Annotated in this window: 24 protein-coding genes; 12 read left to right on the top strand and 12 right to left on the bottom strand. The window is 58.4% G+C overall.

The features are described 5' to 3' along the window. Positions 1-142: 142 nt before the first annotated feature. Positions 143-2,215: an NAD(+) synthase gene (locus INR77_RS12060; RefSeq protein WP_223071284.1), complete on the top strand. Its 2,073-nt coding sequence runs from the start codon at positions 143-145 to the stop codon at positions 2,213-2,215. A gap of 75 nt (positions 2,216-2,290) precedes the next feature. Here the strand turns inward: INR77_RS12060 and INR77_RS12055 are convergent, their stop codons facing one another. From INR77_RS12055 to INR77_RS12045, 3 genes are all read right to left on the bottom strand, one after another. Then, entirely contained in the window at positions 2,291-2,725 is a 435-nt protein-coding gene (locus INR77_RS12055) for a DoxX family protein (protein ID WP_223071283.1), read from the bottom strand. Between the two features lie 36 nt (positions 2,726-2,761). After that, entirely contained in the window at positions 2,762-3,355 is a 594-nt protein-coding gene (locus INR77_RS12050) for an FMN-dependent NADH-azoreductase (protein ID WP_223071282.1), read from the bottom strand. An 87-nt stretch (positions 3,356-3,442) separates the two neighbouring features. Then, positions 3,443-4,144: a pirin family protein gene (locus tag INR77_RS12045; RefSeq protein WP_223073549.1), complete on the bottom strand. Its 702-nt coding sequence runs from the start codon at positions 4,142-4,144 to the stop codon at positions 3,443-3,445. Positions 4,145-4,299: 155 nt separating this feature from the next. On the opposite strand from INR77_RS12045, the gene INR77_RS12040 reads away from it, so the two are divergent. Continuing rightward, positions 4,300-5,187 (top strand): LysR family transcriptional regulator, encoded by an 888-nt coding sequence (locus INR77_RS12040; RefSeq protein ID WP_223071281.1) that lies wholly within the window; start codon positions 4,300-4,302, stop codon positions 5,185-5,187. Between the two features lie 10 nt (positions 5,188-5,197). On the opposite strand, the gene INR77_RS12035 is transcribed toward INR77_RS12040, so the two are convergent. The 6 genes from INR77_RS12035 to INR77_RS12010 form a co-directional block, all read right to left on the bottom strand. Next, a complete protein-coding gene (locus tag INR77_RS12035) occupies positions 5,198-5,575 on the bottom strand; it encodes an STAS/SEC14 domain-containing protein (RefSeq protein WP_223071280.1) in 378 nt (125 codons plus the stop codon). Between the two features lie 69 nt (positions 5,576-5,644). Beyond that, complete coding sequence (locus tag INR77_RS12030) at positions 5,645-6,292, bottom strand: glutathione S-transferase (protein ID WP_223071279.1); 648 nt, start codon at positions 6,290-6,292, stop codon at positions 5,645-5,647. Then, positions 6,289-7,209 carry a rhodanese-related sulfurtransferase gene (locus INR77_RS12025; protein ID WP_223071278.1) on the bottom strand — a complete coding sequence of 307 codons (921 nt, stop codon included), beginning with the start codon at positions 7,207-7,209 and terminating at the stop codon, positions 6,289-6,291. The genes INR77_RS12030 and INR77_RS12025 overlap by 4 nt, the downstream gene beginning before the upstream one ends. A 16-nt stretch (positions 7,210-7,225) precedes the next feature. Beyond that, on the bottom strand, positions 7,226-7,549 hold the full coding sequence (locus INR77_RS12020) for a hypothetical protein (RefSeq protein WP_223071277.1): 324 nt from the start codon (positions 7,547-7,549) through the stop codon (positions 7,226-7,228). A gap of 47 nt (positions 7,550-7,596) precedes the next feature. Continuing rightward, positions 7,597-8,676: a branched-chain amino acid aminotransferase gene (locus tag INR77_RS12015; protein WP_223071276.1), complete on the bottom strand. Its 1,080-nt coding sequence runs from the start codon at positions 8,674-8,676 to the stop codon at positions 7,597-7,599. Between the two features lie 902 nt (positions 8,677-9,578). Beyond that, positions 9,579-10,136 (bottom strand): hypothetical protein, encoded by a 558-nt coding sequence (locus tag INR77_RS12010; RefSeq protein WP_223071275.1) that lies wholly within the window; start codon positions 10,134-10,136, stop codon positions 9,579-9,581. Between the two features lie 34 nt (positions 10,137-10,170). Here INR77_RS12010 and INR77_RS12005 point away from each other — a divergent pair, with 34 nt between their 5' ends. After that, positions 10,171-10,923, top strand: coding sequence for a TlyA family RNA methyltransferase (locus tag INR77_RS12005; RefSeq protein WP_223071274.1), 753 nt, complete (start codon positions 10,171-10,173; stop codon positions 10,921-10,923). A 14-nt stretch (positions 10,924-10,937) separates the two neighbouring features. Here INR77_RS12005 and INR77_RS12000 read toward each other — a convergent pair whose 3' ends face one another. After that, positions 10,938-11,642: a hypothetical protein gene (locus INR77_RS12000; RefSeq protein ID WP_255573769.1), complete on the bottom strand. Its 705-nt coding sequence runs from the start codon at positions 11,640-11,642 to the stop codon at positions 10,938-10,940. A gap of 164 nt (positions 11,643-11,806) precedes the next feature. Then, positions 11,807-12,067 (bottom strand): hypothetical protein, encoded by a 261-nt coding sequence (locus INR77_RS11995; protein WP_223071273.1) that lies wholly within the window; start codon positions 12,065-12,067, stop codon positions 11,807-11,809. A gap of 345 nt (positions 12,068-12,412) precedes the next feature. On the opposite strand from INR77_RS11995, the gene INR77_RS11990 reads away from it, so the two are divergent. From INR77_RS11990 to INR77_RS11965, 6 genes are all read left to right on the top strand, one after another. Next, on the top strand, positions 12,413-12,964 hold the full coding sequence (locus tag INR77_RS11990; RefSeq protein ID WP_223071272.1) for a TspO/MBR family protein: 552 nt from the start codon (positions 12,413-12,415) through the stop codon (positions 12,962-12,964). Between the two features lie 44 nt (positions 12,965-13,008). Next, positions 13,009-13,260: an accessory factor UbiK family protein gene (locus INR77_RS11985; RefSeq protein WP_223071271.1), complete on the top strand. Its 252-nt coding sequence runs from the start codon at positions 13,009-13,011 to the stop codon at positions 13,258-13,260. Positions 13,261-13,351: 91 nt separating this feature from the next. Further along, positions 13,352-15,346, top strand: coding sequence for an alpha/beta fold hydrolase (locus INR77_RS11980; RefSeq protein WP_223071270.1), 1,995 nt, complete (start codon positions 13,352-13,354; stop codon positions 15,344-15,346). Then, complete coding sequence (locus INR77_RS11975) at positions 15,343-15,942, top strand: DNA repair protein RecO (protein ID WP_223071269.1); 600 nt, start codon at positions 15,343-15,345, stop codon at positions 15,940-15,942. Before INR77_RS11980 ends, INR77_RS11975 begins: the two co-directional genes overlap by 4 nt. A 12-nt stretch (positions 15,943-15,954) precedes the next feature. Further along, a complete protein-coding gene (leuB, locus tag INR77_RS11970) occupies positions 15,955-17,019 on the top strand; it encodes a 3-isopropylmalate dehydrogenase (protein WP_223071268.1) in 1,065 nt (354 codons plus the stop codon). Next, positions 16,991-18,124: a glycosyltransferase family 2 protein gene (locus INR77_RS11965; protein ID WP_255573768.1), complete on the top strand. Its 1,134-nt coding sequence runs from the start codon at positions 16,991-16,993 to the stop codon at positions 18,122-18,124. Before leuB ends, INR77_RS11965 begins: the two co-directional genes overlap by 29 nt. Before the next feature lie 120 nt (positions 18,125-18,244). Here INR77_RS11965 and INR77_RS11960 read toward each other — a convergent pair whose 3' ends face one another. Continuing rightward, positions 18,245-19,591, bottom strand: coding sequence for a phospholipid carrier-dependent glycosyltransferase (locus INR77_RS11960; RefSeq protein WP_223071267.1), 1,347 nt, complete (start codon positions 19,589-19,591; stop codon positions 18,245-18,247). A gap of 83 nt (positions 19,592-19,674) precedes the next feature. Here INR77_RS11960 and metZ point away from each other — a divergent pair, with 83 nt between their 5' ends. From metZ to INR77_RS11945, 3 genes are all read left to right on the top strand, one after another. Beyond that, positions 19,675-20,892, top strand: a complete 1,218-nt coding sequence (metZ, locus tag INR77_RS11955; protein WP_223073546.1) for an O-succinylhomoserine sulfhydrylase — start codon at positions 19,675-19,677, stop codon at positions 20,890-20,892. A gap of 87 nt (positions 20,893-20,979) precedes the next feature. Next, positions 20,980-21,648: a TylF/MycF/NovP-related O-methyltransferase gene (locus tag INR77_RS11950; protein ID WP_223071266.1), complete on the top strand. Its 669-nt coding sequence runs from the start codon at positions 20,980-20,982 to the stop codon at positions 21,646-21,648. Positions 21,649-21,784: 136 nt separating this feature from the next. Then, complete coding sequence (locus tag INR77_RS11945; protein WP_223071265.1) at positions 21,785-23,299, top strand: SulP family inorganic anion transporter; 1,515 nt, start codon at positions 21,785-21,787, stop codon at positions 23,297-23,299. Positions 23,300-23,483: the final 184 nt, after the last annotated feature.

The raw sequence follows: 23,483 nt of genomic DNA, 5'->3' as shown, positions 1-23,483 counted from the left end.
TCGTGCTCCTTCTGCGTGCCAAGGAGGTGGCTCTTTTGCTGCGGCGTTGCAAGCTCAAGAGCTAGAGCTTTCCCTGTCAGTGCTGAAAGCCATTCTAGTGTAACCGCTTGGAGCCGAGGGTTTATGCGGCTAGGAGGCGTATATGGCTGAAAAGACGCATCCGTTTTATGATATGCACGCACACGGAATGGTCCGTGTGGCGACCGCGACACCATCCCACCGCACTGGCGATGTGGCATATAATGTCGAGGGGATTTTGGCCGAAGCGACAAAGGCGGCGTCTCAGAATGTCGATCTTGTCGTTTATCCTGAGCTTTGCATATCGTCCTACGCGATTGACGATTTGCTCCTGCAAAACGCATTGCTTGATGCAAGCGAAACCGCGATTGCCACGATTGCCGAGGCGAGTAAGGAATTGTCGCCTGTCCTCATTGTGGGCGCGCCGCTTCGCCGCAATAACAAGCTTTATAATTGCGCCATTGTAATCGCAGGCGGAGAGGTTTTGGGCGCAGTCCCCAAAAGCTACCTTCCGAACTACCGCGAATTTTATGAAAAGCGCCATTTTGCCCACGGTCGCAATTGTCAGGATCTTTGGATCGGTGTGAACGGTGAGGAAGTGCCTTTTGGCACCGACCTTATCTTCTCCGCTTCAAACCTGCCCGGTTTCACCTTTGGGGTTGAAATCTGTGAAGATTTTTGGGCACCCAATCCGCCAGGCACATTGGCCGCGCTCGCGGGCGCTTTGATCCTTTGTAACCTTTCCGCCTCGCCCATCACGATTGGCCGCGCGGACGATCGCCACCTTCATTGCCGCTCCAGTTCGGCCCGCTCGATTTGCGCCTATGTTTATTCGGCAAGCGGGCATGGCGAAAGCACGACCGACCTTGCGTGGGACGGTCAAGGGGTGATCTACGAACTCGGCGAATTGATGGCTGAGAGCACGCGCTTCGACCTTGATCCAGAGCTTTGCGTGGTTGACGTGGATACCGACCGTATCGCAGGCGAACGGATGCGCAATCAGACGTTCTCCGACGCTGCCGAGGCAGAAGGGCGACCCGAAGACACATTTCGCAGAGTGGTGTTCGAGCACGCCTATACCCAAGGCGACATCGGGCTTGAGCGACCCACGCGCCGTTTCCCATTCGTGCCCAACGATCCCAAGACATTGGACGAGGACTGCTACGAAGCGTTCAACATTCAGGTGGATGCGTTGATGCGTCGGATACAGGCGACGCGCGCGAAAAGCCTTGTAATCGGCATTTCCGGCGGGCTCGATAGCACCCACGCTCTGATCGTCGCGTGCAAGGCGTGCGACCGTCTCGGCCTCCCGCGAAGCACGGTGCGCGGATATACCATGCCCGGCTTTGGCACGTCAGATGGGACCAAATCGAACGCGTGGAAGCTGATGGAAGCTTTCGGCATTACGGCTGAAGAAATCGACATCAAGCCTGCGGCCACGAAAATGCTCGAAGATATGGGCCATCCCTTCGCGAGCGGTGAGCCGCAGTATGATTTGACCTTCGAGAATGTACAGGCGGGCCTTCGTACCGATTACCTCTTCCGTTTGGCGGGCCAGCATTCAGGCTTTGTCGTTGGGACAGGCGATCTGTCTGAACTTGCGCTTGGCTGGTGCACTTATGGCGTTGGCGACCATATGAGCCATTACGGCGTCAATGCAGGCGTGCCGAAGACGCTTATCCGCTATCTTATCCGCTGGACCGCTCAAACCGGGCAGTTTGATGAGGCTTGCGGGAAAATCCTGCTCAGCGTCTATGACACGGTCATCTCACCAGAGCTTATTCCGCCGGGCGAAGATGGGGCGATACAGGATACCGAGGCAAGCGTTGGCCCCTATCAGCTCCACGATTTCTTCATCCATCATTGCATCCGCTTTGGCCAGCGTCCGGGCAAAATCGCCTTCCTCGCGTGGCACGCATGGCGTGATGCGTCGGCGGGCGAATGGCCCACTGGCTTTCCCGAACATCGCAAAGGTGAATATGACCTTGCTGAAATCGCCAAATGGCTTGAGGTGTTCCTGAAGCGTTTCTTTGGCTTTTCTCAATTCAAGCGCAGCGCCATTCCCAATGGACCAAAGGTTTCGTCCGCTGGCGCGCTTTCCCCACGCGGCGACTGGCGCGCGCCAAGCGATGCAGTGGCGGACGTTTGGTTGGATGAGTTGCGCGAGAGCCTGCCCGAAGACACGCTCCCGCAATAAGACCGGGCTAAACGAAAACACCGGAAAGCTCGAAAGCCTCCCGGTGCCTTGTGTCAGATTAGAGCTGGCCGCAGCTTAACCGCGATCCAATGAGAAGCGTCCCGGACCAAAGGCGGCGACAAAGAACAAACCACCTGCGACAGCAAAGTTCTTAAGGAAACTGGTCATCTGCTGCTGATCGGCAAAATCAGCGTGGAAGAACACCGCTGCGGCAATGCTGAACACGCCCAGCGCAATAGCGGCGTAGCGAGCCTTGTAGCCAACGATCAACATGATCGGAGCGATAATCTCAAGCGCAAGGGTCGCCCAATACAGCAGTTCTGGAAAGGGCAGGCCAACGCTTGCGATATAGCCGCTTGTACCCTCAACACCGCCAATTTTGTTGATCCCGGCAATCAGGAAAAGAGCAGCGAGTAGCACGCGACCAACAAGGGCAAGGGTGTCTTGGGAATTGGTGTTGGAGCTAGTGGTTACAGCGCTTGGCTGCATTGCGTCTGTGAATGTGTTCATGGGATATTTCCTTTAGGATAGAGGGAAAGCGGCTGATTATGCGGCGATTTTCGCAATTTGGTCGTGGGCGGCTTCGATCTTGGCATCGGCGTCCTCGCCCATAATGCCATCGGCTGCGATCACTTCGACAACGGTGATCCCAAGGAAGTTCAGGAAGAATTCGAGCCAGCTCGACATGAAATCCATGTCCGAACCAACCGGCGTTCCGCCTGATGCGATTGTGATATACGCCTTCTTGCCAGTGAGCAGACCCTTGGGCCCATTCTCGGCATATTTGAACGTGGTTGAAGCGCGCGCGACCAGATCAGCCCATGCCTTCACCGTAGCGGGCACGCTGAAATTGTAGATTGGCGAGCTGAACACGATCGTATCTGCGGCGAGAAGCTCTGCGATTAAATCGTCAGCGATTACGGCAAGCTCTTGCTGCTCTGCGTCGCGGTCGTTTGGATCGGTGAGGCCTGCGTTAAACCGGTCCCATGTTTGATAGGGCACATCATTGGCGGCGAGGTCACGCCGGGTAACTGTGGTGGCCGCACTTTCCGAAAGCTTCGCAACCAGCGCATTGCCAAGCGCAGTCGAGACACTGTCATCGCCGCGGATGCTGGCTGTGATGTGCAGGATGTTGGACATGAGGGGGCTCCTGAAATTCGATGAAGATGAGAGGGGTGGGGCCGGCTTGAGGGAACGGGGGGAGGGGAGCCGGCCCCGGGGGAGAAGTTATGCAGCGTCGACGAGGACGACTTCGCTGTCTTCCAGCGCAGTCACCGTGACGGTTTCAGCGCCGGTAATAGCAACGCCATCGCGCGCTTTGGCCTCGACACTTTCGACGCGAACCTTGCCATGGGCAGGCACGAGATAGAGGTGGCGCGAGGCGTCGGCGACGTCGTAAGTCACGCTATCGCCAGCGGAAATTGTCGCGCCCAGCACCCGCGCATTGGTGCGGATGGGAAGCGCATCGTTATCATTGGCCATTCCGCTGGCGAGCGGAACGAATTCACCGGCGCGATCACCTTTCGGGAAAGCCCGCGCGCCCCAATTCGGGGTGCCACCGCGCCGGTCTGGAATGATCCAGATCTGGAACAGCGTCGTCTCTTCGTCCTCGCGGTTGTATTCAGAGTGCTGAACACCGGTGCCAGCGCTCATCACCTGAACATCGCCAGCCTCAGTGCGGCCTTCATTGCCCATGCTGTCAGTATGCGTGATCGCGCCTTTGCGAACATAGGTGATGATTTCCATGTCCGAATGGGGGTGGGTGGGAAAGCCGGTGCCGGGAGCGATGGTGTCATCGTTCCAGACCCGAAGCGAACCCCAGTTCACACGCGATGGATCGTGATAGCCAGCAAAAGAAAAGTGGTGATGCGCATCAAGCCAGCCGTGGTTTGCACTGCCAAGGCTCTCAAAAGGGCGCAGTTCAATGATCGGTTTGGTCATCTGTCATTTCCTGTTCTTTTCAAAGGACACTCCGGTGGAAGAAGCGTTCCTTTTTCGTTGGTTAGAGAGATAGCGGCGCGACGACCGACAAAGAACTGCGATAAAACTTGCTAAAATGTTCAAATTATCTGAACATTGGTGACATGAAGCTCGGCGATCCCAGTCTCGACCATCTGCGCATTTTTCTAACCGTGGTGGAGGAAGGCAGCTTTGGCGCAGCGGCGCGGCGCATGAACCGCGCGGTGTCCGCAATCAGCTATGGCATAGCGCAATTGGAAGCGCAGCTGGCGGTATCGCTGTTTGAGCGCGAAGGGTCGCGAAAGCCTGTTCTGACCAAGGCGGGCGAGGGATTGCTGGCCGAGGCGCGCCATGTGGCAGACGGGGTCGACAGCCTGCTAGCCAAAACGCGCTCGCTTCACGCAGGGTTGGAAAGCGAGCTGGCTCTTGTGGTTGACGTCATGGTGCCGGGCGAAGTGACCGCGCGCGTGCTCGCAAGCTTTCGTGAGCGTTATCCAACGGTTGCGCTTCGTTTGCGGGTCGAGGGGCTGGGCGCCGTCGCGCAATGTTTAATCGAAGAGGGCGCGCAAGCCGCCATCGGCGGTCCGGTAGTGAGCGAGGAGTTGGGCCTTGAGCGGCAGGCTTTGGGTGAGGTCGAGCTGATCCCGGTCGCCGCGCCAAGCCACCCTTTGGCCGCCGATGAAATTACACCGGGGGAAAGCCGCAAACACCTTCAATTGGTGCTTTCCGATCGGTCCACGCGCACACAAGGACGCGAGTTTTCGGTCCTAAGCCCGCTCACATGGCGATTGGGCGATTTGTCGGCCAAACATTCGCTTTTGAAAGAGGGGCTGGGCTGGGGCAATATGCCGCGCGCTATGGTGGCAGATGATCTGGACGGCGGGCGGCTGGTTGAACTCGACCTGCCGGAAAAGCCCGGCGATCAATATACGCTCTTCGCTTTGTGGCGGCGCGATACTGTGCTTGGCCCTGCGACCAGTTGGGTGATTGATGAATTTAAAGCGGCTCTTTGAGCGGCCGAACCTACGACCGCACCCAGCGCAGAGCATCCGCCTGATTATCGAAGAATTCGACATTCACCCCCGCCGCAACACGGCGATATTGCATTTTCATCAGCGAGCTGGCGCCGACAATGGCCGAACGCTTGAGGCCGTATTTTGTTGCTTTTTCAAGGTTGGTGAGCATCACTTGAGCTGTCCCACGATCTTGCGGCAGCGCCTTGGTGAAATCACCGATCGAGCTGTATTCTTTGCGGGCTTTCAAAAGAGGCATTACCGTTTCTTTGAAGCTGTCGAACATTTCCTGCATCGACTTTTCGTCCCACAAACCGCCGCACGAATAATGCAGCTCACATTTGTTTTCGATCAGGCGGGATTCGTAGAAAGCATCAACTACGTCCATGGCGATTGGCATCCTCGATTATTATCGCACGACCATCTCGCAAATAATGGTGAATTTGAGGTAAACTGCCTAAGCCTGCGCCCCGAATGACGTAACGGCATCGCCTGCTTTCCATGGCGTAAACTTGGGCATAATGCTGGCGAACAAGTCGGAGGCAAGGTGCGCTTCGAGCCATGGGCGCAGGTGCGGCAAGTGCTGCGCATCGAACCATGAACGGTTGTGGTTTGCGAACTGGCGGATGAAGGGAAAGAGCGCGATGTCGGCAAGCGTGCGCTTGGGCCCGCACATTTGGCCGCGCTCGCTAAGGCGCGCATCCCATTTTTGCAGGATCTTAAGCCCTTCGGCCTGATGATCGACTTCGCCGAACCCCGGCTCATCTTCATAGCGATTGGGGTATTTGTAGCGGTCGAGGTGATGCTTGAACGGCCCATCTGCCTCTGTGATCAATTCTGCATCATCGCCTTGAAGCCAGCCTTCGGGATCGTTCTGCGAGAGCGCCCACCGGGCAACCGCGATGCTTTCGTCAATCACCTCGCCATCTGGGAGCACCAGCACCGGCACGGTCGCCTTGGGGCTCGCTTCAATCAGTTCGGGTGGTTTGTTGGCGAGTTTCACCTCGCGAAGCTCCACCGTGACCCCAGCTATCCATAGGCCCATGCGCGCCCGCATGGCATAGGGGCAGCGGCGAAAGGAATAGAGGATGGGGGTAGCGCTCATTTCGCTTTGGCAGCGCGGGCCTTTTCAAGCTCGCGCTGACGTTGGCGCTCGGCATAGCGGGCGCGCTGGGCTTCGCTCTTTTCATCGTAGCAATGGGGGCACGAGACGCCTTCAACGTAATGTTCGTGGCGCATTTCCTCGTCCGTGATCGGGCGGCGGCAGGCGCGGCACAGGTGATAGTCACCTTCCTCAAGCCCGTGTTTGACCGTCACCCGCTCGTCAAAGACGAAGCAGTCGCCGTGCCATTTACTCTCTTCTTCGGGCACTGTTTCGAGATATTTGAGAATTCCGCCTTTGAGGTGATAGACTTCGTCTATGCCTTCGCCGCGCAGGAAACTGGTCGATTTCTCGCAGCGAATACCTCCGGTGCAGAACATCGCGACCTTCTTCTTACCCTCAAGCAATTCCTCGCGATTGTCGCGGAACCACTTGGGAAATTCGCGGAAAGAGGTCGTCTCCGGGTCCACTGCGCCTTCGAACGTGCCCACCGCGACCTCGTAATCGTTGCGCGTGTCGATCACCACGGTGTCAGGGTCGGAGATCAGCGCGTTCCAATCTTGCGGGTCGACATAGCGGCCTACGGAGGCGCGCGGGTCAACGCCGGGTTCGCCCATAGTCACAATCTCGCGCTTGAGGCGCACTTTCATGCGAGCGAAGGGCGCTTCGGACGCGTAGGAGTACTTTAAGTCAAGGTTCGCGCAGCCGGGGAGTGAGCGAATATGCCCTACCACCGCGCCAATCGCATTGTCGCTGCCGGCGATGGTGCCGTTGATGCCCTCGTTTGCAAGCAGCAGCGTGCCCTTGGTTCCCGCTTCCTCGCAGATCGCAAGCAGCGGCCCGCGGATCGCCGCGGGGTCTTCAAACGGCGTGAAGCAGTAGAGCGCTGCGACTTGGAAATATGTTTCGTTATTCGGCATGATAGAATCGTCGAACTCAATAAACTTCAGCTTGCTGATCAGTCAGCATTTGCAAATGCAACGGGTGACCTTCTGCTTTGGCCCGCTCCAAGATGCAATCAATGGCAGCTTCGTTTTCTGGGACAATCTTGATGAGCGAATAAGGCACTCCGTGGTCACCATTGTAAGCTTTTACGAAGAATTCTTGCGCTTCGCATTCTCGGAGCAACGCACCGCTTGTCGGCGCGACTTCGTCAATCCTGTCGAGTTCGTCTTCCTCAAAAGGTCGCTCTGATATCGAGAGGTAGGGATGTTCTGCATCCGTTTTCGCAGCAAGAAAGCGAGGAAGCTGGGTTGCCAAGATCGATACTGCTGCTCCGAAAGCGAACCAGATAAGTCTCTGTCGCCTCAAACCCGCATCACCCAGCCATGTTGGTCCTCAACGCGGCCTACTTGTACACCGATGAGCTTCTCGCGCATCTTTTGGGCCATCTGCCCGATGCCGCCGGAGCCTATGGTGAACTCGCCCGAAGGTGAGGCTACCGTTCCAACGGGCGTTACGACCGCCGCCGTTCCGCAAGCAAGCGTCTCGAGCAGTTCTCCGCTCTCCGCTTCCTCGCGCCATTGCGTGATCGAATAGGGTTCTTCGCGCACCTCAAGGCCCTCTTCGCGCAGCATCGCGATCAGGCTGTCGCGGGTGATGCCGGGGAGGATCGTGCCGGTGAGCGGCGGGGTGATGACCGAGCCATCGCGGCGGATGAAGAACAGGTTCATGCCGCCAAGCTCCTCGACCCATTTGTGCTCGACCGCATCGAGGAAGACGACCTGGTCGCAGCCGTTTGCAATCGCCTCAGCCTGAGGCACAAGCGAGGCTGCGTAATTGCCGCCCGTTTTGGCAGCGCCCGTGCCTCCGGGAGCTGCGCGGACATAATCCTGACTGACCCAGATCTTGACCGGATTGACCCCGCCTTTGAAGTAATTGCCGCTTGAGACAAGGATCACAACGAACTTGTACTGCGTTGCCGGACGCACGCCGAGGAAGGCCTCGGAGGCGAACATGAAGGGCCGGATGTAGAGCGAACCGCCCTCAACCTGAGGCATCCAGTCGGCGTCTTTCTTGACCAAGAGTTTGACCGCTTCGAGGAACAGTTCCTCGGGGATCTCTGGCATCGCCATGCGGCGCGCGCTGGCGTTAAAGCGCCGCGCGTTTTGTTCTGGCCGGAACATGGCTAGCCCGCCATGTTCGTGGGTGAAGGCCTTCATCCCTTCAAAGATTTCTTGCGCATAGTGCAGCACAGATGCCGCCGGATCGAGCGCGATGGGTTCGCGCGGGCCGATGGTCGCCTTGTGCCAGCCACCTTTTGCCGTGTCATAATCGATCACCACCATGTGATCGGTGTGCACCTTGCCAAAACCGGGATCAGCGATTGCTGCTTCACGCTCAGCATCGGGCGTGGGCGAGGGGTGAGAGATTTCGGTAAACTTCATGGGAATGCCCGATAATAGCGGGCGCCGATTTGGGCAAGGATATTGGCAGGGTTGTTGCGACGGCCCGAAGGGCCGCAAGGGCGGAGTCGGAGCGAAGCGCAGACGGCCGTAGGCCACCTGCAAGCCCGCCCGCAGCGGGTCCGAAGCGCACGCGAAGGACGTCTAGCGAGGATGCGCGCCCGGATGGGCGTGCACAAACCAAACCTTCAAATGAAAAGGGCGCTTCCACGCCCGTAGGTGGAAACGCCCTTTCATGGTCAGCGGCGGTAAGCGCCGCTCACGAAGCCTTACTGCGGTAATGAATTACCGAGTATGCCTCGCGCGGAAACTTGCCGACCTCTCTACTGAACCATGAGACATCGGATCACCTCCTTTCGCGCTAGTAAGCCAAGACCCCTGCCGATCACCGGGGGAGCCGAGAGCCGCGTTCGCCGCTGGCCTCGCCACTATATGTGAATCGTCACAGGCCGCTTCGCAAGACTTGAAATTATCTTTTCCCACGTCATACTCGGCCGCTGTCGCTCAGTGGTCCGAGCGTAAAGCGCCCAAGGGTTATCCGAGGGCGCTTTTTGATTCAGAGGTGCAAGAGCACAAGGCTGGGGATGCAGCGTGCATAAGCCTGTGGATATTAATGTATAGAATCGGAAGGGGAGGGTCTTTGTTTACGCACTCGCATCCGCGAGCGCGTCCTCGCTAGACGTCCTTCGCGTGCGCTGCGGACCCGCTGCGGGCGGGCAGTCGCCCTCGCGGCTGCTAGGCAGCCGTTTTATCGCAGTTCGGCGCCGAAGGCGTCGCAAGCCCGACCGGGCGCCCGCAGGTGCCCCGAACCCTGAATTTGTTTCAGGGGTAGGGAAAAGCACCGAGGAAGAAAGCGCGGATGCGCTTTCGAAACACAAACAGCTTTACCGACAATCCTCGATCACGCGGCTGATTTCCACCCATGCGGGGAGGTAAAGCGTGCGCTCACCCTCAACTCCAATCGCGATACGCCCCTTCGTCACCGCCATCGCGTCGAGCAAATCACTTTGGGATGGAAGAGTGGCGGCTACAATCGGGCGGCCCTCGACCGGGCTGGCCGTGAGGGTGCGCCTTGTTGTTTCGGTCTGCACTTCCATCGCCAATGGCTGACGGGCAGGCGCGCGGGTGAAGCGTGCCAAGGCAACCTGTCCGGCGGAGCAGCGCAGCATGAAAACCGGTCCCGCCGTCTCAGAGCTCACATACATCGCAAACGTCTCATCCGGCTCATCGGCATAGCGCCATGTCCCCGGCGTTTGCGGTGCGTCGAGATAGTTTTCGAACACTGGCTCGCGAACAATGGGGGGAGGTGGCGGGGCGGGCCTTGCGACCGGAGCAGGGGTAGGTGTCGCGCGCGGTTCGGGCGCGTCAGGGCCCGCAACACAGGCAGCAACTCCAAAAGTGAGAGCAATTCCGGCGGCGGCGTAGAGGTAAGTCGCTTTCATAGTGCCTAAATGCGCGCTAACGGCGTCAACGTCTATGACTAAACCTGCAAAATCACCCAAAATGCGCGTCGATCACCTGCTGGTAGAGCGCGGCCTTGCTGAAAGCCGGACGCGCGCTCAAGCCTTGGTGATGGCAGGCGTGGTGTTCGTGGGTGAACAGAAAGTCGCCAAGCCCGGACAGCAAGTGGCGAGCGATGCCGATATCGACGTGCGAGGCCGCGATCATCCGTGGGTGAGCCGGGGCGGGATTAAGCTTGCCCACGCGATTGAGCATTTCGGGATTGATGTCGCAGGCGCGGTGGCGATGGACATCGGCAGTTCCACCGGCGGCTTTACCGACGTACTCTTGCAAGGCGGTGCGTCCCATGTGTTCGCGGTGGATTCGGGCACCAATCAGCTTGCATGGAAGCTGCGTCAGGAGCCCCGCGTCACTGTTCACGAGCAAACCAGCGCGCGTATCCTGACCCGCGATCATATCGACAAGGATTGCAATCTGGTGGTGTGCGATGCGAGCTTTATCGGGCTTGCCAAAGTGCTTGAACGCCCGCTTGAATTGGCAGCGCAAGAGTGCCGATTGGTCGCTCTGATCAAGCCTCAGTTCGAGGTCGAAAAACACGAAGTCGGCAAAGGCGGCGTGGTGCGCGACGAGGCTCTGCACGAGCGCGTGTGTGGCGAAGTTCGTGATTGGTTAGAAGGGCTTGGCTGGACAATCGAAGGGATCGTCAAAAGTCCGATCACCGGACCTCAGGGCAATGTGGAGTTTCTGATTTCTGCGGTTCGGGAATAGGGCGCGGCTAGGCCCTATCCCAATTCAAGCGAACCCAGCTTTGCATCGAGATCAATCGCAATCTGGCTGAGCACTTCGACGCCGCTCTCCTTGGAATAGGCATCCTCGCCAAACTCCGCGACAAGCTCTTCTTGGCGTTTATCGCGTTCGCGCAAAAGCTCGGCGATCTCGTCGCGGTAGAGCGCAACCATGGCCGTCACGAAGCGGTTGACCAGATCGTCTTCCTGCGTGTGATCGACATTGAATTGCGGCAAATGCTCAATCATCACATCGGCTGGATAAAGAAATTCATTGGTGACAAAGCGATTGACCGTGAACCAGCTGCGCGGCACGCCATTGGTATCGATCGAAAGCCCGATAATGTGCGTCACATGAGCGCGCGCATCCTCGCGCTGGGGCGGCCATACTTTGGGCTCCAACCCTTGCGGAAGCTGAGTACGGTGCAGGAACAGGTGAAAGTGCCCGTGCTCGTCCGCATCCCGGCTCCCCGCCGCGTGGACATGATAATACCAACGACTTTTGCAGTATTTGTCGCGCGCGTCTTTTTCCGGATAGTGGGTCCAGAAAGTCGCCCCATCTTCCGGCACCACGCGCAGCATCAGCGGCTTTTGCTCCTGTGCCATCTGCGTGATCGTTTCGATCACAGTGTGGGCGGCCTCCACCTGTGTCATGGGAGGTTTTTGGCCGGTTTGAGTAGGCGTATCGGTCGCAGTCGTCATGATGTTCGCTTCTAGCGATCTGCATCCAAAGTTACAGGGCAAATTGCGCGCGCACTTCGCGTAGCCCGGATACAAAACGCGTACCCCGGATACAAAACGACCGGCGGCAACTGATGTTGCCCCCGGCCGATTTGAACTTGCGTAAAACGCTTGTTGCGTAAAGCTTATGCAGCTTCGCAAGCAGCGCCTTCACAAGGAGCAGCTTCACAAGCAGCGCCTTCGCAAGGAGCAGCTTCACAAGCAACTTCTTCAGCAGCTTCACAAGCAGCTTCTGCAACAGCTTCAGCGCCTTCTTCAGCAGCTTCTTCAACCGAAGTTTCGTCAGCCATGGTGTCAGCTTCGTCAGCAGGAGCCGAGCAAGCAGCGGTTGCGAGTGCAAGACCGCCAGAAACGGCGAGCAGCGATGCAAAGTTGGTTTTTTTCATTAAATCTTCCCCTGGTTGAGAACAAAGGTCCGCAAGGACATGATCCCAGTTGGTAGCTGGAGCGCAGCGATCCTTCTTGCCGGCGCGCTCCGAATCACGGCAAGAATGTGGCAACGCTATCACAAAGTAAAAAAAGCGCGAGCCTTCTTTTGATCCGAGTTCAACAAAGCTGTGCACTTGCGTCGGTAATGTCTGAAATTTTGCAACATTTTGCGCGCGATTGTGTGGCCAGGCTGCGCGTTAATTTGCACACAATGGCGGCTCGTGTATCGCACTCAAACAGCCCATCGCGCCGCGAATCGTAGTGCGCAAAGCAGGGCGCGAGAGGTCTTTAAGGAGACGCAGGTGAACTTTCTGGCATCCAAGGCGCAACTTCGGGCGAGCTTTGCCCGCTGGTCGCTTTTTCTGGTTCCGCTCATTGTTCTGCTTGGCTTTCTGGGCGGGCAGATGGGAAGCCCTTCAACGGTCTGGTTTCAATCGCTCAGCAAGCCCTCGATCTATCCCCCACCGGCCGCATTCGGCATCGTGTGGACCATTCTTTACGTGATGATCGGCTTTTCCGTCGCTCTCGTGGCGAGCGCGTGGGGCGCGTTTGGACGAGGCATCGCAATTATCGCCTTTGCGCTTCATTTTATTGGAAATCTCGCGTGGACCTACGCCTTTTTCGGCTTGCAGAATATGCAGCTGGGTCTTGGCGTTCTGGTTTATACCGCGCTTTCGCTCGTGGTCGTCATCTGGCTGTTCTGGCGGGTCAGGCGTATCGCGGGGCTCCTCTTGCTGCCCTATCTGGCCTGGGTGCTTTTTGCGAGCGTCCTCAACTGGCAATTTATCGTCGAAAACCCTGATGGCGGGGCAGGGGCGAAAGAGGCAGGAGCGGTCGAGCGCATCGAGCTTTAGCAAAAGTCTTGCTCTTGCCGTTGCAAATAGCCAAATAAGCAATCATGCAAAGCCAAAACCCACTGATCGCTGACCTTGTTAAACTCGCCAATGGTGCCGCTGGAACGGTTGCCGGTATGTCGCGTGAAGCGCGCGAAAACGCGCGAGAGCGCCTGCGTGAGCGACTTGGCGGAATGGATTTTGTCAGCCGTGAGGAATTCGACACGGTCAAAGCCATGGCTCAAAAGGCGCGCGAACAGGCTGACGCTTTGGAAGCGAAAGTGGCGGAACTCGAAGCGAAGCTTGGCGACAAGTAAGCCGCTTGCAAATCCATTGAGAAAACGCCGTTGCGCCAAGGTGCGATTGCTCTAATTTGCGTCCCAAACGCAAATTAGGAGCTCAACGCCCATGAAACGCCTTCTTTTCACCACCGCCGCTGCGCTTGCCGTGTGCGGTGCACCTGCTCTTGCACAGGATAAGGAAGAAACCTTTGGCGGGGCGAAGGGTGCAGATCTTTCGATAGAGGCGATGGAGCCTGATGGCTCGCCCGTAACTCTTGGACGTGCGGGCGAATATCCAGCGGACATCGCGCGCTATCTGCTCGCCAGCGGACCGGGCGCAGCGAACCTGTCGCCAGACGGTGAAACGATTGCTTTTTCATGGGATGTCACCGGTCAGCCAGAGCTTTGGGTGATGCCAGCCTCAGGCGGCGTGCCCAAGCAAATGACGTTCCAAACGGGCGTGCGCGCGCCCGTCTGGACGCCCGATGGCTCGGCGCTGTTCTATTCCGCAGACCGGGATGGGAATGAACAGCCCGGATATTTCGCGCTTTCCGCCGATGGCTCAACCGAAACGGAAATTCTGCCAGCCAAGCGCGGCGATTTCCGCATTTTTGGTGATTTTGCTCAAGATGGCAGCTTTATCTACGCCTCAACCGCGCGCGGAACCGGTGTGTTCGATATTTACCGGGGCACAATGGATGGCTCTTCGGAAATGATTTTTCAGTCTGAGCTTGGTCATGCTGCCCGTTCAATCTCGCCGGATGGTCAATATGCTATCGTCACTGAGACGGTGGGCGAGGATGGCGACAATCTCTATCTCCTCAATCTTGCGAGCAAGGAGATGACAACCATCTCCAAGCCCCCGGTCAAAGAGCGCGCGAGCCACACTCTGGGCGGGTTCGAATGGATGCCGAACTCATCGGGCTTCTACTTCTCCACCAACCGCGACCGGGAATTCGGCACGCTTTCCTTCTACGGCGTGGAAGACGGGACGTTTGCGCGCGTTTTTGAGACTGACAGTGATGTCGAGGGCCTCGAATTGTGCGGACCGGGCGCGGGCGGATCGTATCTTTTCTGGACTGAGAACCGCGACGGTTTCGATGCACTGCGCGGATGGCACACGGTTGAAAAGCGCTCCATCGAAATGCCCGACCTACCGGAAGGCAAATATTCGCTCGATTGCGAAGGCGATGCTGACCCCAGGCTTCTCGTGCGGGTCAATGGCTGGCAGACACCGGGCGAACTTTGGATGGTGGACCCGGTGGAAGGGAACGCAGAGAAGGTCTTTGCCGCTAATCTTGCAGGGCTCGATCCAGAGCGGCTGATCCGTCCGCGCGTGGTCCGCTATAAAGCGCGCGACGGGGTGGAGTTGCAAGGGCTTCTCTATTTACCGCAAGGGGCGGGGACAGGTGATGATGCGCCGCCTGTTGTGTTCTCGGTCCACGGCGGGCCGTCTGCGCAAAGTCAGGCGACCTTTGATGCCGTGGCTCAATATCACGCCGCGCGCGGGGTCGCTGTGTTTGAGCCCAATGTGCGTGGGAGCACCGGGCTGGGGCGCACCTATTCCACGCTCGATGATCGTGAAAACCGCTTGGATTCCGTGCGCGATCTGGTTGACCTCAAGAACGCGCTGGCGGCTGACGGGGTGATTGATGGCGATCGCGCGGCGGTGATGGGCGGCTCTTACGGTGGCTATATGGTGAACGCGGTGCTGGCCGAATATCCGGGCGAGTTTGTGGCGGGCGTCTCGCTTTTTGGCGTTGCCGATTGGGTGACTGCGCTGGAGATTGCTTCGCCCGCTTTGAAAGCGGCTGACCGCATCGAATATGGCGACATCACTGAGGAGCGCTGGCGCGAGTTTTACAAGGTCAATTCGCCCATTCGCAAAGCCGATCAGATCACCGTGCCCGTGCTCTATTCGCACGGCGTAAAAGACCCGCGCATCGACATTTACGAAACCGAAGTGATGGTCAAAACCCTGCGCGCAAACGGGGTCGAGGCGCCTTTCGTGCGCATCCCGGACGAAGGGCACGGCTGGCGCAAGCTGTCGAACCAGCTGTTCTATTACCGCAAGCAGGCGGAGTTTCTTGAGGAGCAGCTGGGGATCGCTCGCTCCGAATGAACCTATCAGCACCCGCAATCCTTATCGCCAGCCGCCCGCATGGTGAAAATGCGAGCATCGCGCGGGTATTAACTGAAAGCCACGGTCTTGTGGCAGGATATGTCCCCGGCGGGCGGGGCAAGCGCATGGGGCCGGTGATGATCCCGGGCAATGGGGTGGAGATCGAATTGCGCTCCAAGTCCGATGCCCAATTGCCTTATGCCAAGCTGGAGCTGGCCCAAAGCCGTGCGCCTATGATGACCGAGCCGCTGCCCGCTGCTGCGATCAATTGGGCCTGCGCACTTACCGCAAGCACATTGCCGGAGCGCAATCCTTACCCCTCGCTCTACGCGTCCCTTTGCGCGCTGCTCGATGCGATTTGTTCAGCGCCAAGCGCGCGCGGATGGCTCGCTGCGATGGTCGCTTATGAAGCAATATTGTTACGCGAGCTTGGCTATGGCGGCGCGAAACCCGACATAAGCGCGCCTTTCGAGGCACAATTTGAGAATTTCCGCGCGCTCCATCGCCCCATTCGCGACTACCTGCTTGCAGGAAATCCGCGCGATGTTATGGCCGCCCGAACCGCTTTGGGAGAGCGGCTCAAACGCATGATTTAAGTGAGATTGGACATGAAAATCGCCGTTCTGCCCGGAGATGGCATCGGACCTGAAGTGACCGCAGAGGCGGTGAAAGTGCTCGAAGCGCTTGAGCTTCCCGGCCTTATCCTGTTCGACGGCGATGTGGGCGGGGCCGCGTATAAGGCGCATGGCCACCCGCTCCCGCCTGAAACGCTGACGCTGGCGCGCGAATGCGATGCGGTGCTGTTTGGCGCGGTGGGCGATCCCGATTGCGACAATCTGGAGAGGCATTTGCGCCCTGAACAGGCGATCCTGGGCCTGCGTAAAGAGCTTGGCCTGTTCGCCAATTTGCGCCCTGCCAAGGTGTTCGCAGGGCTTGAACACCTCTCCCCTCTTGCACCGGAGAAAGCCGCTGCGATTGACATGATGTTCGTGCGCGAACTCAATGGCGATGTGTATTTTGGCGACAAGGGCACACGGCAAGGCAAAGATGGCTCTCGCGAGGGGTGGGACATGATGTCTTACACCGAAAAAGAGGTGACGCGCATTGCGCAGGTCGCTTTCCGCACGGCACGCGCAGGAAATGACAAAACCCGCGTCACATCCGTCGATAAAGCCAATGTGCTTGAAACCAGCCAGGTGTGGCGCGACGCTGTGAACGCCGCGGCTGGCGCGCATCCCGACATCGAGCTTGACCATATGTATGTCGACAATGCCGCGATGCAGATCATCAGCCATCCAGAGCGGTTTGGCGTGATCCTGACGGGCAATTTGTTCGGCGATATTCTGTCTGATCTGGCAAGCGCAGCGGTGGGTTCCATCGGCCTTTTGGCAAGCGCATCCATGGGAGAGCGCCAGACCGCACACGGCCTGTTCGGCCTTTACGAACCCATCCACGGCAGCGCGCCTGACATTGCAGGGCAGGGCAAGGCAAATCCGATGGCGACAATCCTTTCGGCGGCTATGATGCTGCGCCATTCCTTTGGCCTCAACGCAGAGGCCGAGCGCATTGAAGCGGCAGTCGCAGCTGCGCTTGGCGATGGAATCCGCGGCGGTGACCTTGGGGGGAGCCACGGCACAGAGGCGATTGGCCAAGCGGTGCTGGAGCGGCTCTAACGCGGGGCGCGGCGCGGTGCTTCAACTCGCGATTATCCTGCCCACGCTCAATGAAAGCGGCAATCTCGCGCCGCTGATTACGCGGATTGAGGGGGCACTGGGCTCCCAAGGCTGGGAGGTTCTGATTGTCGATGATGACAGCGAGGATGGCACAGCCGATGAAGCGCGCGCGCTAGCTCTCAACGATCCGCGCGTTCGGGTGATCCAACGCATCGGCAGGCGCGGGCTTGCAAGTGCCGCAATCGAAGGGTTCTGCGCCACCGCTGCACCCTATGTTGCGGTGATGGATGCCGATCATCAGCATGATCCAGCGCTGCTTAAAGGGATGCTGGAAAGCCTTCAGAAAGGCGATGCAGACATCTGTGTTGCAAGCCGATTTGCCCCCGGTGCCAGCACCAAAGGCTGGGACGAGCCTGAACGCGAGCGGATTTCGGGTTTTGCCAATCGGGTGGCGCGATGGATCACCCGGACCGAGCTTAGCGACCCGATGAGTGGTTATTTCATGCTTGAAAGCAGGCGCGCCCGTGAACTTGCACCACGGCTTTCCGGTATTGGTTTCAAGATACTGCTCGATATACTCGCAACCTCCGCCACGGCGATGCGAGTGAAGGAATTCCCTTTGAACTTCGCCGCGCGGCGCGAGGGGACAAGCAAGCTTGATCGTGCGGTGGCATTCGATTTTTTGGCAGGGGTGTACGACAAGACCTTGGGGCAAGTGATCCCCACGCGCTTTGCCCTGTTCGGCACTGTCGGGGCGCTGGGCGTATTGGTGCATATGGCGGTGCTCGCGCTGCTGTACCGGATTGCTGACGAGGGGTTTGCGCTTTCGCAAGCGATAGCAGTGCTCACTGCGATGAGCTTCAACTTCTGGCTTAACAATTGGCTGACGTACCGCGATCGAAGGCTCAAAGGGGCAAGCGCATTTGTGCGCGGTTGGGTCGGTTTTTGCCTCGCCTGCTCGGTCGGCGCGCTTGCCAATGTGGCGGTGGCGACGTTGTTAGAAGGTGCAGGCGTGCTCTGGGTGGGCGCTGCCTTGGCGGGAATACTCGTGGGGTCGGTGTGGAACTATGCGCTATCAAGCCGCTTTGTTTGGGGTCGGTTTTGATCGGTGTGCCCGCATCCGCGAGCAAGTCCTCGCTAGACGTCCTTCCCCCGTACCAAGTCCGGGGTGCGGACCCGCTGCGGGCGGGCGGTCGCCCTTTGGGCTGCTGCCGCAGCCATTTCTTCACCTCCACCCGTCGAGCCACATCCAGAATTCAAAACTGCGCTCCCCCTCAAGCGGGGCAGCGGTGAGGATGGGGAAGAACACCGCAAAAATCGCCACACTTGCCGCAAGCACTGCATAGCTCAGCTTTGACGAGCCGGCCTCGCGCAAGTCGCTCAGCGACAAGGCAAGCGCTGCGAGTAGAAACAGACTTGGCGTGACATAGTGATAGTAAAACTGCACCGGCTTTGGCGCGATAATCCAGAAGCCGAGAGCGACAAGATAGCCAATGACCACGCCTCGCCGCGCCCAATCGCTGTGCAATATGCCGACCACACCGCACCAGATCAGCCCTGCGAGCCCCGCAATCATTGTCACTGGATTACCGATCAACAAGACCCCGCGCTGTGCCCCGTCGATGTTCTCGTAGAGATACCAGATGCCGCGAGTGTTTGACGCCCATTGCTCCCATCGGCTTTGATAAGTGTGAGGGCTAAGTACTTGTTGTTGCATCTCAATAATCTGAGCATGAAGGCCAAGCAGGCCATGTTCGAGCAATGGGGAGGGGTGAAATGTATTACCCAACCAATATCCCGGCGCGAAGGTCGCGGCATAGGTGACGAGCGGGAGAATGCCGAGCCACACGAACGCTTCGACCAAAGTGATGCCGGGCACGGGCGCACCTCTGCGGCTGAGCAACAAGCGCCTGCGGCCTGCGGTTAGGCGCGCGGCGAAAAACACAATGCCGGGAAGGGCCGCCATGGGCACCGCGTTCCATTTGGAGCCGAGTGCGCAGCCGATGGCAATCCCTGTGAGGATGAGCCGTCGCCGTCCGGTTTCCGGCTGATTTATTGCGCCCGCGAATTGCCAAGCGGCGATGGCGAGAAAGGCGACCATGAAAATATCGAGCATGGCGATGCGCGACTGAACGAAGAGGTGAAAACCGGTGACGAGCAAGACACCAAAGCTCACGCACGCAAATCGGTCTTCGCTCGCAAACCAGAGCGCGCGCATTGAGGCCCCAACCGCAATTGTCCCTGCGATGAGCGACATGATCCGCCACCCGAACGGGTTGTCGCCTGCTATGCCAATCCCTGCTGCGATCAATGCCTTGCCGAGCAGCGGATGCTCTGGATTCGCATAGGGCACTTCGGCCCCGGCCAATGCCGCCAACATATCGCGTGCGGCAGGCAGGTAGTGGATTTCATCGAAAAAAGGGCTGCTGGGCGTACCCAGTCGAACACTCGCCAGCGCTGCGAATATGAGCGGGATGATGAGGCACCACCCCCACGGGTCGCTGTCATGCGCTGCCGGGAGGGTTGGCGGCGTGTGGCTGGGTTTAAGTTCAGGTAATGCCGCGCTGTTCATTGCGTTGGTGAGTTACGCAAAGCCGCAAGTAAGGGCAAGCGCTCTTGCAGGCAGGCGCGGTGCAGACTAAGCCCGCGCGCGATATGAAAAAGACCACCGGAATGGACCGCGCGATTACGCGCAAATGGCGACCGCAAACGCAAGCAGTGCGTGGCGGCACCTGGCGATCGGAGCATGGCGAGACGAGCGAGGCGTTGTTCCTCACCTCGGGCTACACCTATGACGATGCGCAAACGGTGGCTGACCGGTTCGCTGGCGAAGCCGAGGGCATGACCTATTCGCGTTTGCAGAACCCGACGGTTGCGATGCTGGAAGAGCGGATTGCCCTTATGGAAGGGGCAGAGGCCTGCCGTGCACAGGCGTCTGGCATGGCGGCGATGACGGCGGCGCTTTTGTGCCAGGTGTCGGCGGGTGACCATGTCGTTGCCGCGCGCGCTGCCTTTGGCTCATGCCGTTGGTTGGTCGATCAACTTCTGCCCCGTTTTGGCGTTGAGACAAGCGTCATCGACAGCGCCGATAATGCCGCATGGGAAGCGGCGATAAAGCCCAACACGAAGGTTTTCTTCTTCGAAACCCCGGCGAACCCGACTCTCGACATCGTGGACTTGCAGCACGTGTGCGATCTCGCTCGCGCGCATGGTATAACTACTCTCGTTGACAACGCCTTTGCCTCACCAGCGCTGCAACGCCCGATGGAATTTGGCGCCGATGTCGTGGCCTATTCCGCGACCAAGTTGATGGATGGCCAAGGACGCGTGTTAGCGGGTGCGGTTTGTGGTTCTGAGGAGTGGATCAATGAGGTGCTCCTCCCGTTTCAGCGCAACACCGGCCCCAATATCTCGCCTTTTAACGCATGGGTGGTGCATAAGGGGTTGGAAACGCTATCGCTTCGCGCCCATCAACAAAGCCGCAATGCGGTTGAGCTTGGCCAATTTCTTGAGCCGCGCGTCACAAAGGCGGGCGGTGTGATGCAGCATCCAGGCCTTGCCAGCCACCCGCGCCATGAACTTGCAAAGACACAAATGGACGCGACGGGGCCAATCTTCGCCTTCGATGTTCAGACCCGCGAGCGTGCATTTCAGGTGCTCGATGCGCTGCAATTGGTCGATATTTCCAACAACATCGGCGATGCGCGCAGCCTTATGTGCCACCCGGCCTCGACCACTCATGCCAATATGGGCGAAGAGGCCCGCGCCGAAATGGGCGTGACCGAAGGGCTGTTGCGCATCAATGTCGGCCTTGAGGATATTAAAGACCTTATCGAAGACATGGATCAGGCACTCGCGGTGGCGGGGATTTAGGGTCCTGAAGTCAGGGCAAGCCCTTAAGTGACCTCGCCGCCTCAGCGGTTATGGGAGTGAGCCTCGCTGTGTAAGGAAGGCCGCTCGTTGAACCACTATACGACTGATCTGTCGCTTGACCCGTATGAGGTTGAAAACGCCTTCTATCTTAGAAGCGATCCGACCCGCCTTGCCAAATTGCTGGCCCATTATGAGCTTTATCGCAAGATCACTCATCTGCCGGGATTGATCGTCGAAGCGGGCGTTTACAAGGGCGCATCGCTAATGCGCTTTGCCGCCTTTCGCGAAGCTCTTGAAACTCCGCACAGTCGCAGGATTGTGGGCTTCGATGCCTTTGGCGCATTTCCGCGCGACGGTGTCTCAGGCGAAAGCGACAAAGCCTTTATCGAGCGCTTCGAAGACGCCGGCGGTCACGGCATCAGCAAATCCGAGCTTGAGGCCGCGCTGGAGGCAAAAGGTTACGGCAAAGTGGACCTCATCGCTGGCGATGTGTTCGAAACCGTGCCGCAATTTTTGAGCGATAGGCCGCACACGCGCATTGCTCTCCTGCACCTTGATATGGATGTGTATGAACCAACCGCTTTCGTGATCGAAAAGGCTTTGCCGCACATGGTGCCGGGCGGTCTGATCGTGTTTGATGACTATGGCATGGTCGAAGGCGCAACGCGCGCAGGCGATGAATTGGCGAAGCGCATCGGTGCAAGCTGGCGCAAACTGTCCCATTACGAAGTGCCCGCTTTCCTTGAAATTGCGTAGAGATGCGCGCGCACGCGGTTGTGCGATGCAGCAATTGCCCTTAGGGGAAGCGCAATTCGCTTTCGCCCGTTGACCCATCACTTCGCGGCGAGCGCTTTTCAAAGCTTTCATCGATCAAAGAAAAACAGACTTCATTATGACCAAGGCTCTCTCCTTTGGGGAAAATTTCCGCCGTGATTGGCTGGCTCAGCCGCGCGCTGACATTCTGGCAGGCATCGTTGTTGCGCTTGCCCTGATTCCTGAAGCGATTGGCTTTGCGCTTATCGCAGGGGTGGATCCAAGCGTTGGCCTTTATGCGAGCGTCGCGATTGCGATGGTCATTGCCTTTACCGGCGGTCGTCCGGGCATGATTTCAGCCGCAACCGCTGCGGTGGCAGTGGTGGTGATCCCCTTGGTGCGCGATTACGGGGTCGAATATCTCTTCGCTGCGACCATTCTGATGGGTATTTTCCAGGGGATCGCAGCGCTTTTGCGGCTTAACCTGCTGATGCAGTTCGTCAGCCGCAGCGTGATCACAGGCTTCGTCAACGCGCTCGCGATCCTTATCTTCATGGCGCAAATCCCGCAGCTTATGCCGGGTAACGAAGGCGTTGGACCGTGGACATGGGCGATGGTCGCCATTGGCCTTGCGATTATCTACGGATTCCCGCGCATCACGACCAAAGTGCCAAGCCCGCTGGTGGCGATCATCCTGTTGACGGCAGCGACGATTTACTGGGGCCTTCCGGTTAACAATGTGGCTGGCGAAGGTGAGCTTCCCAGCGGCCTTCCCACATTCGCCATTCCCGATGTGCCGCTCACATGGGAAACCTTCCTTATCATCGCGCCATATTCGGCGACCATGGCAGCGGTCGGCCTTCTGGAAAGCTTCCTCACCGCGCAAATCGTCGATGACATGACCCACACCGACAGCAACAAGCGGCGCGAAGGTGCAGGGCAAGGCATCGCCAATATCGTTGCGGCCTTCTTCGGCGGCATGGGTGGCTGCGCGATGATCGGGCAATCGGTGATCAATGTGGCTTCGGGTGGGCGAGGGCGCTTGTCGACCTTTACCGCGGGCGCGTTCTTGCTTTTCCTTTTGACGGTGCTTGGCCCTTATGTGGGGCAGGTTCCTATGCCTGCGCTGGTCGCGGTGATGATCATGGTCAGCATCGGCACCTTCAGCTGGAATTCTATCCCCAATCTGCGCCGTCACCCGGCGACCAGCTCCATTGTGATGGTTGCAACTGTCGTGGTCGTCGTGTGGACCCACGATCTGGCGCTTGGCGTGCTGGTCGGTGTGCTGCTTTCGGGCATTTTCTTTGCTCAGAAGGTCAAAAACCTCTTCACCGTCGAACGCGTGCGCCGCCCGCACAGCGCGGTTTATCACGTGACAGGCGAGATTTTCTTTGCCAGCGTTGAGAAGTTTCAAGACCTGCTTGGCCCGGAAAGCCAATATGAAGACGCAGCGCATCACGTGGTGATCGACGTATCCAAAGCGCATTTCTGGGACATCTCAGCCATCGGCGCGCTTGAAAAAGCGGTTGAGCGGATGCGCCGCAATGGCCGTCACACGCGGGTTGTCGGGCTCAATGCGGCGAGCGCTGACTTGTTCGACAAATACGCGCTCGAAGATCGCACCGGGCTTGAACTGGGACTTGCCCCTCACTGATCGTCACAGCCACAAGAAGGCAAAGAGCCGGGGCAGTGCGTTTATCACGCATCACCCCGGCTCCTAAGCACACCTGCCTTTCCCATAAAGGGTTTTTGGCAAAGGCAGTCGGAACGACTCATGTGGCCTTCAGCCGATGCCGCTTTTTGAGCGACATAGGGGCACTATTTAACATTTGTCCTAA

The organism is Erythrobacter sp. SCSIO 43205, assembly GCF_019904235.1.
In the GTDB taxonomy this organism is placed as follows: Bacteria; Pseudomonadota; Alphaproteobacteria; order Sphingomonadales; family Sphingomonadaceae; genus Erythrobacter.
The sequence above is the reverse complement of the archived record's forward strand: the minus strand, read 5'-3'. Positions and strand labels throughout refer to the sequence as shown.

Bases quoted from the DNA above. Each gene is read 5' to 3' on its own strand.
- INR77_RS12015 (WP_223071276.1), bottom strand. From the start codon at position 8,676: ATGAAGTTTACCGAAATCTCTCACCCCTCGCCCACGCCCGATGCTGAG.
- INR77_RS12050 (WP_223071282.1), bottom strand. From the start codon at position 3,355: ATGTCCAACATCCTGCACATCACAGCCAGCATCCGCGGCGATGACAGT.
- INR77_RS11985 (WP_223071271.1), top strand. From the start codon at position 13,009: ATGCAAAGCCAAAACCCACTGATCGCTGACCTTGTTAAACTCGCCAAT.
- INR77_RS12035 (WP_223071280.1), bottom strand. From the start codon at position 5,575: ATGGACGTAGTTGATGCTTTCTACGAATCCCGCCTGATCGAAAACAAA.
- INR77_RS12060 (WP_223071284.1), top strand. From the start codon at position 143: ATGGCTGAAAAGACGCATCCGTTTTATGATATGCACGCACACGGAATG.
- INR77_RS11980 (WP_223071270.1), top strand. From the start codon at position 13,352: ATGAAACGCCTTCTTTTCACCACCGCCGCTGCGCTTGCCGTGTGCGGT.
- INR77_RS11975 (WP_223071269.1), top strand. From the start codon at position 15,343: ATGAACCTATCAGCACCCGCAATCCTTATCGCCAGCCGCCCGCATGGT.
- INR77_RS12040 (WP_223071281.1), top strand. From the start codon at position 4,300: ATGAAGCTCGGCGATCCCAGTCTCGACCATCTGCGCATTTTTCTAACC.
- metZ (WP_223073546.1), top strand. From the start codon at position 19,675: ATGAAAAAGACCACCGGAATGGACCGCGCGATTACGCGCAAATGGCGA.
- INR77_RS12010 (WP_223071275.1), bottom strand. From the start codon at position 10,136: ATGAAAGCGACTTACCTCTACGCCGCCGCCGGAATTGCTCTCACTTTT.
- INR77_RS11945 (WP_223071265.1), top strand. From the start codon at position 21,785: ATGACCAAGGCTCTCTCCTTTGGGGAAAATTTCCGCCGTGATTGGCTG.
- INR77_RS12055 (WP_223071283.1), bottom strand. From the start codon at position 2,725: ATGAACACATTCACAGACGCAATGCAGCCAAGCGCTGTAACCACTAGC.
- INR77_RS12000 (WP_255573769.1), bottom strand. From the start codon at position 11,642: ATGACGACTGCGACCGATACGCCTACTCAAACCGGCCAAAAACCTCCC.
- INR77_RS11995 (WP_223071273.1), bottom strand. From the start codon at position 12,067: ATGAAAAAAACCAACTTTGCATCGCTGCTCGCCGTTTCTGGCGGTCTT.
- INR77_RS11960 (WP_223071267.1), bottom strand. From the start codon at position 19,591: ATGAACAGCGCGGCATTACCTGAACTTAAACCCAGCCACACGCCGCCA.
- INR77_RS12025 (WP_223071278.1), bottom strand. From the start codon at position 7,209: ATGCCGAATAACGAAACATATTTCCAAGTCGCAGCGCTCTACTGCTTC.
- INR77_RS12005 (WP_223071274.1), top strand. From the start codon at position 10,171: ATGACTAAACCTGCAAAATCACCCAAAATGCGCGTCGATCACCTGCTG.
- INR77_RS12030 (WP_223071279.1), bottom strand. From the start codon at position 6,292: ATGAGCGCTACCCCCATCCTCTATTCCTTTCGCCGCTGCCCCTATGCC.
- leuB (WP_223071268.1), top strand. From the start codon at position 15,955: ATGAAAATCGCCGTTCTGCCCGGAGATGGCATCGGACCTGAAGTGACC.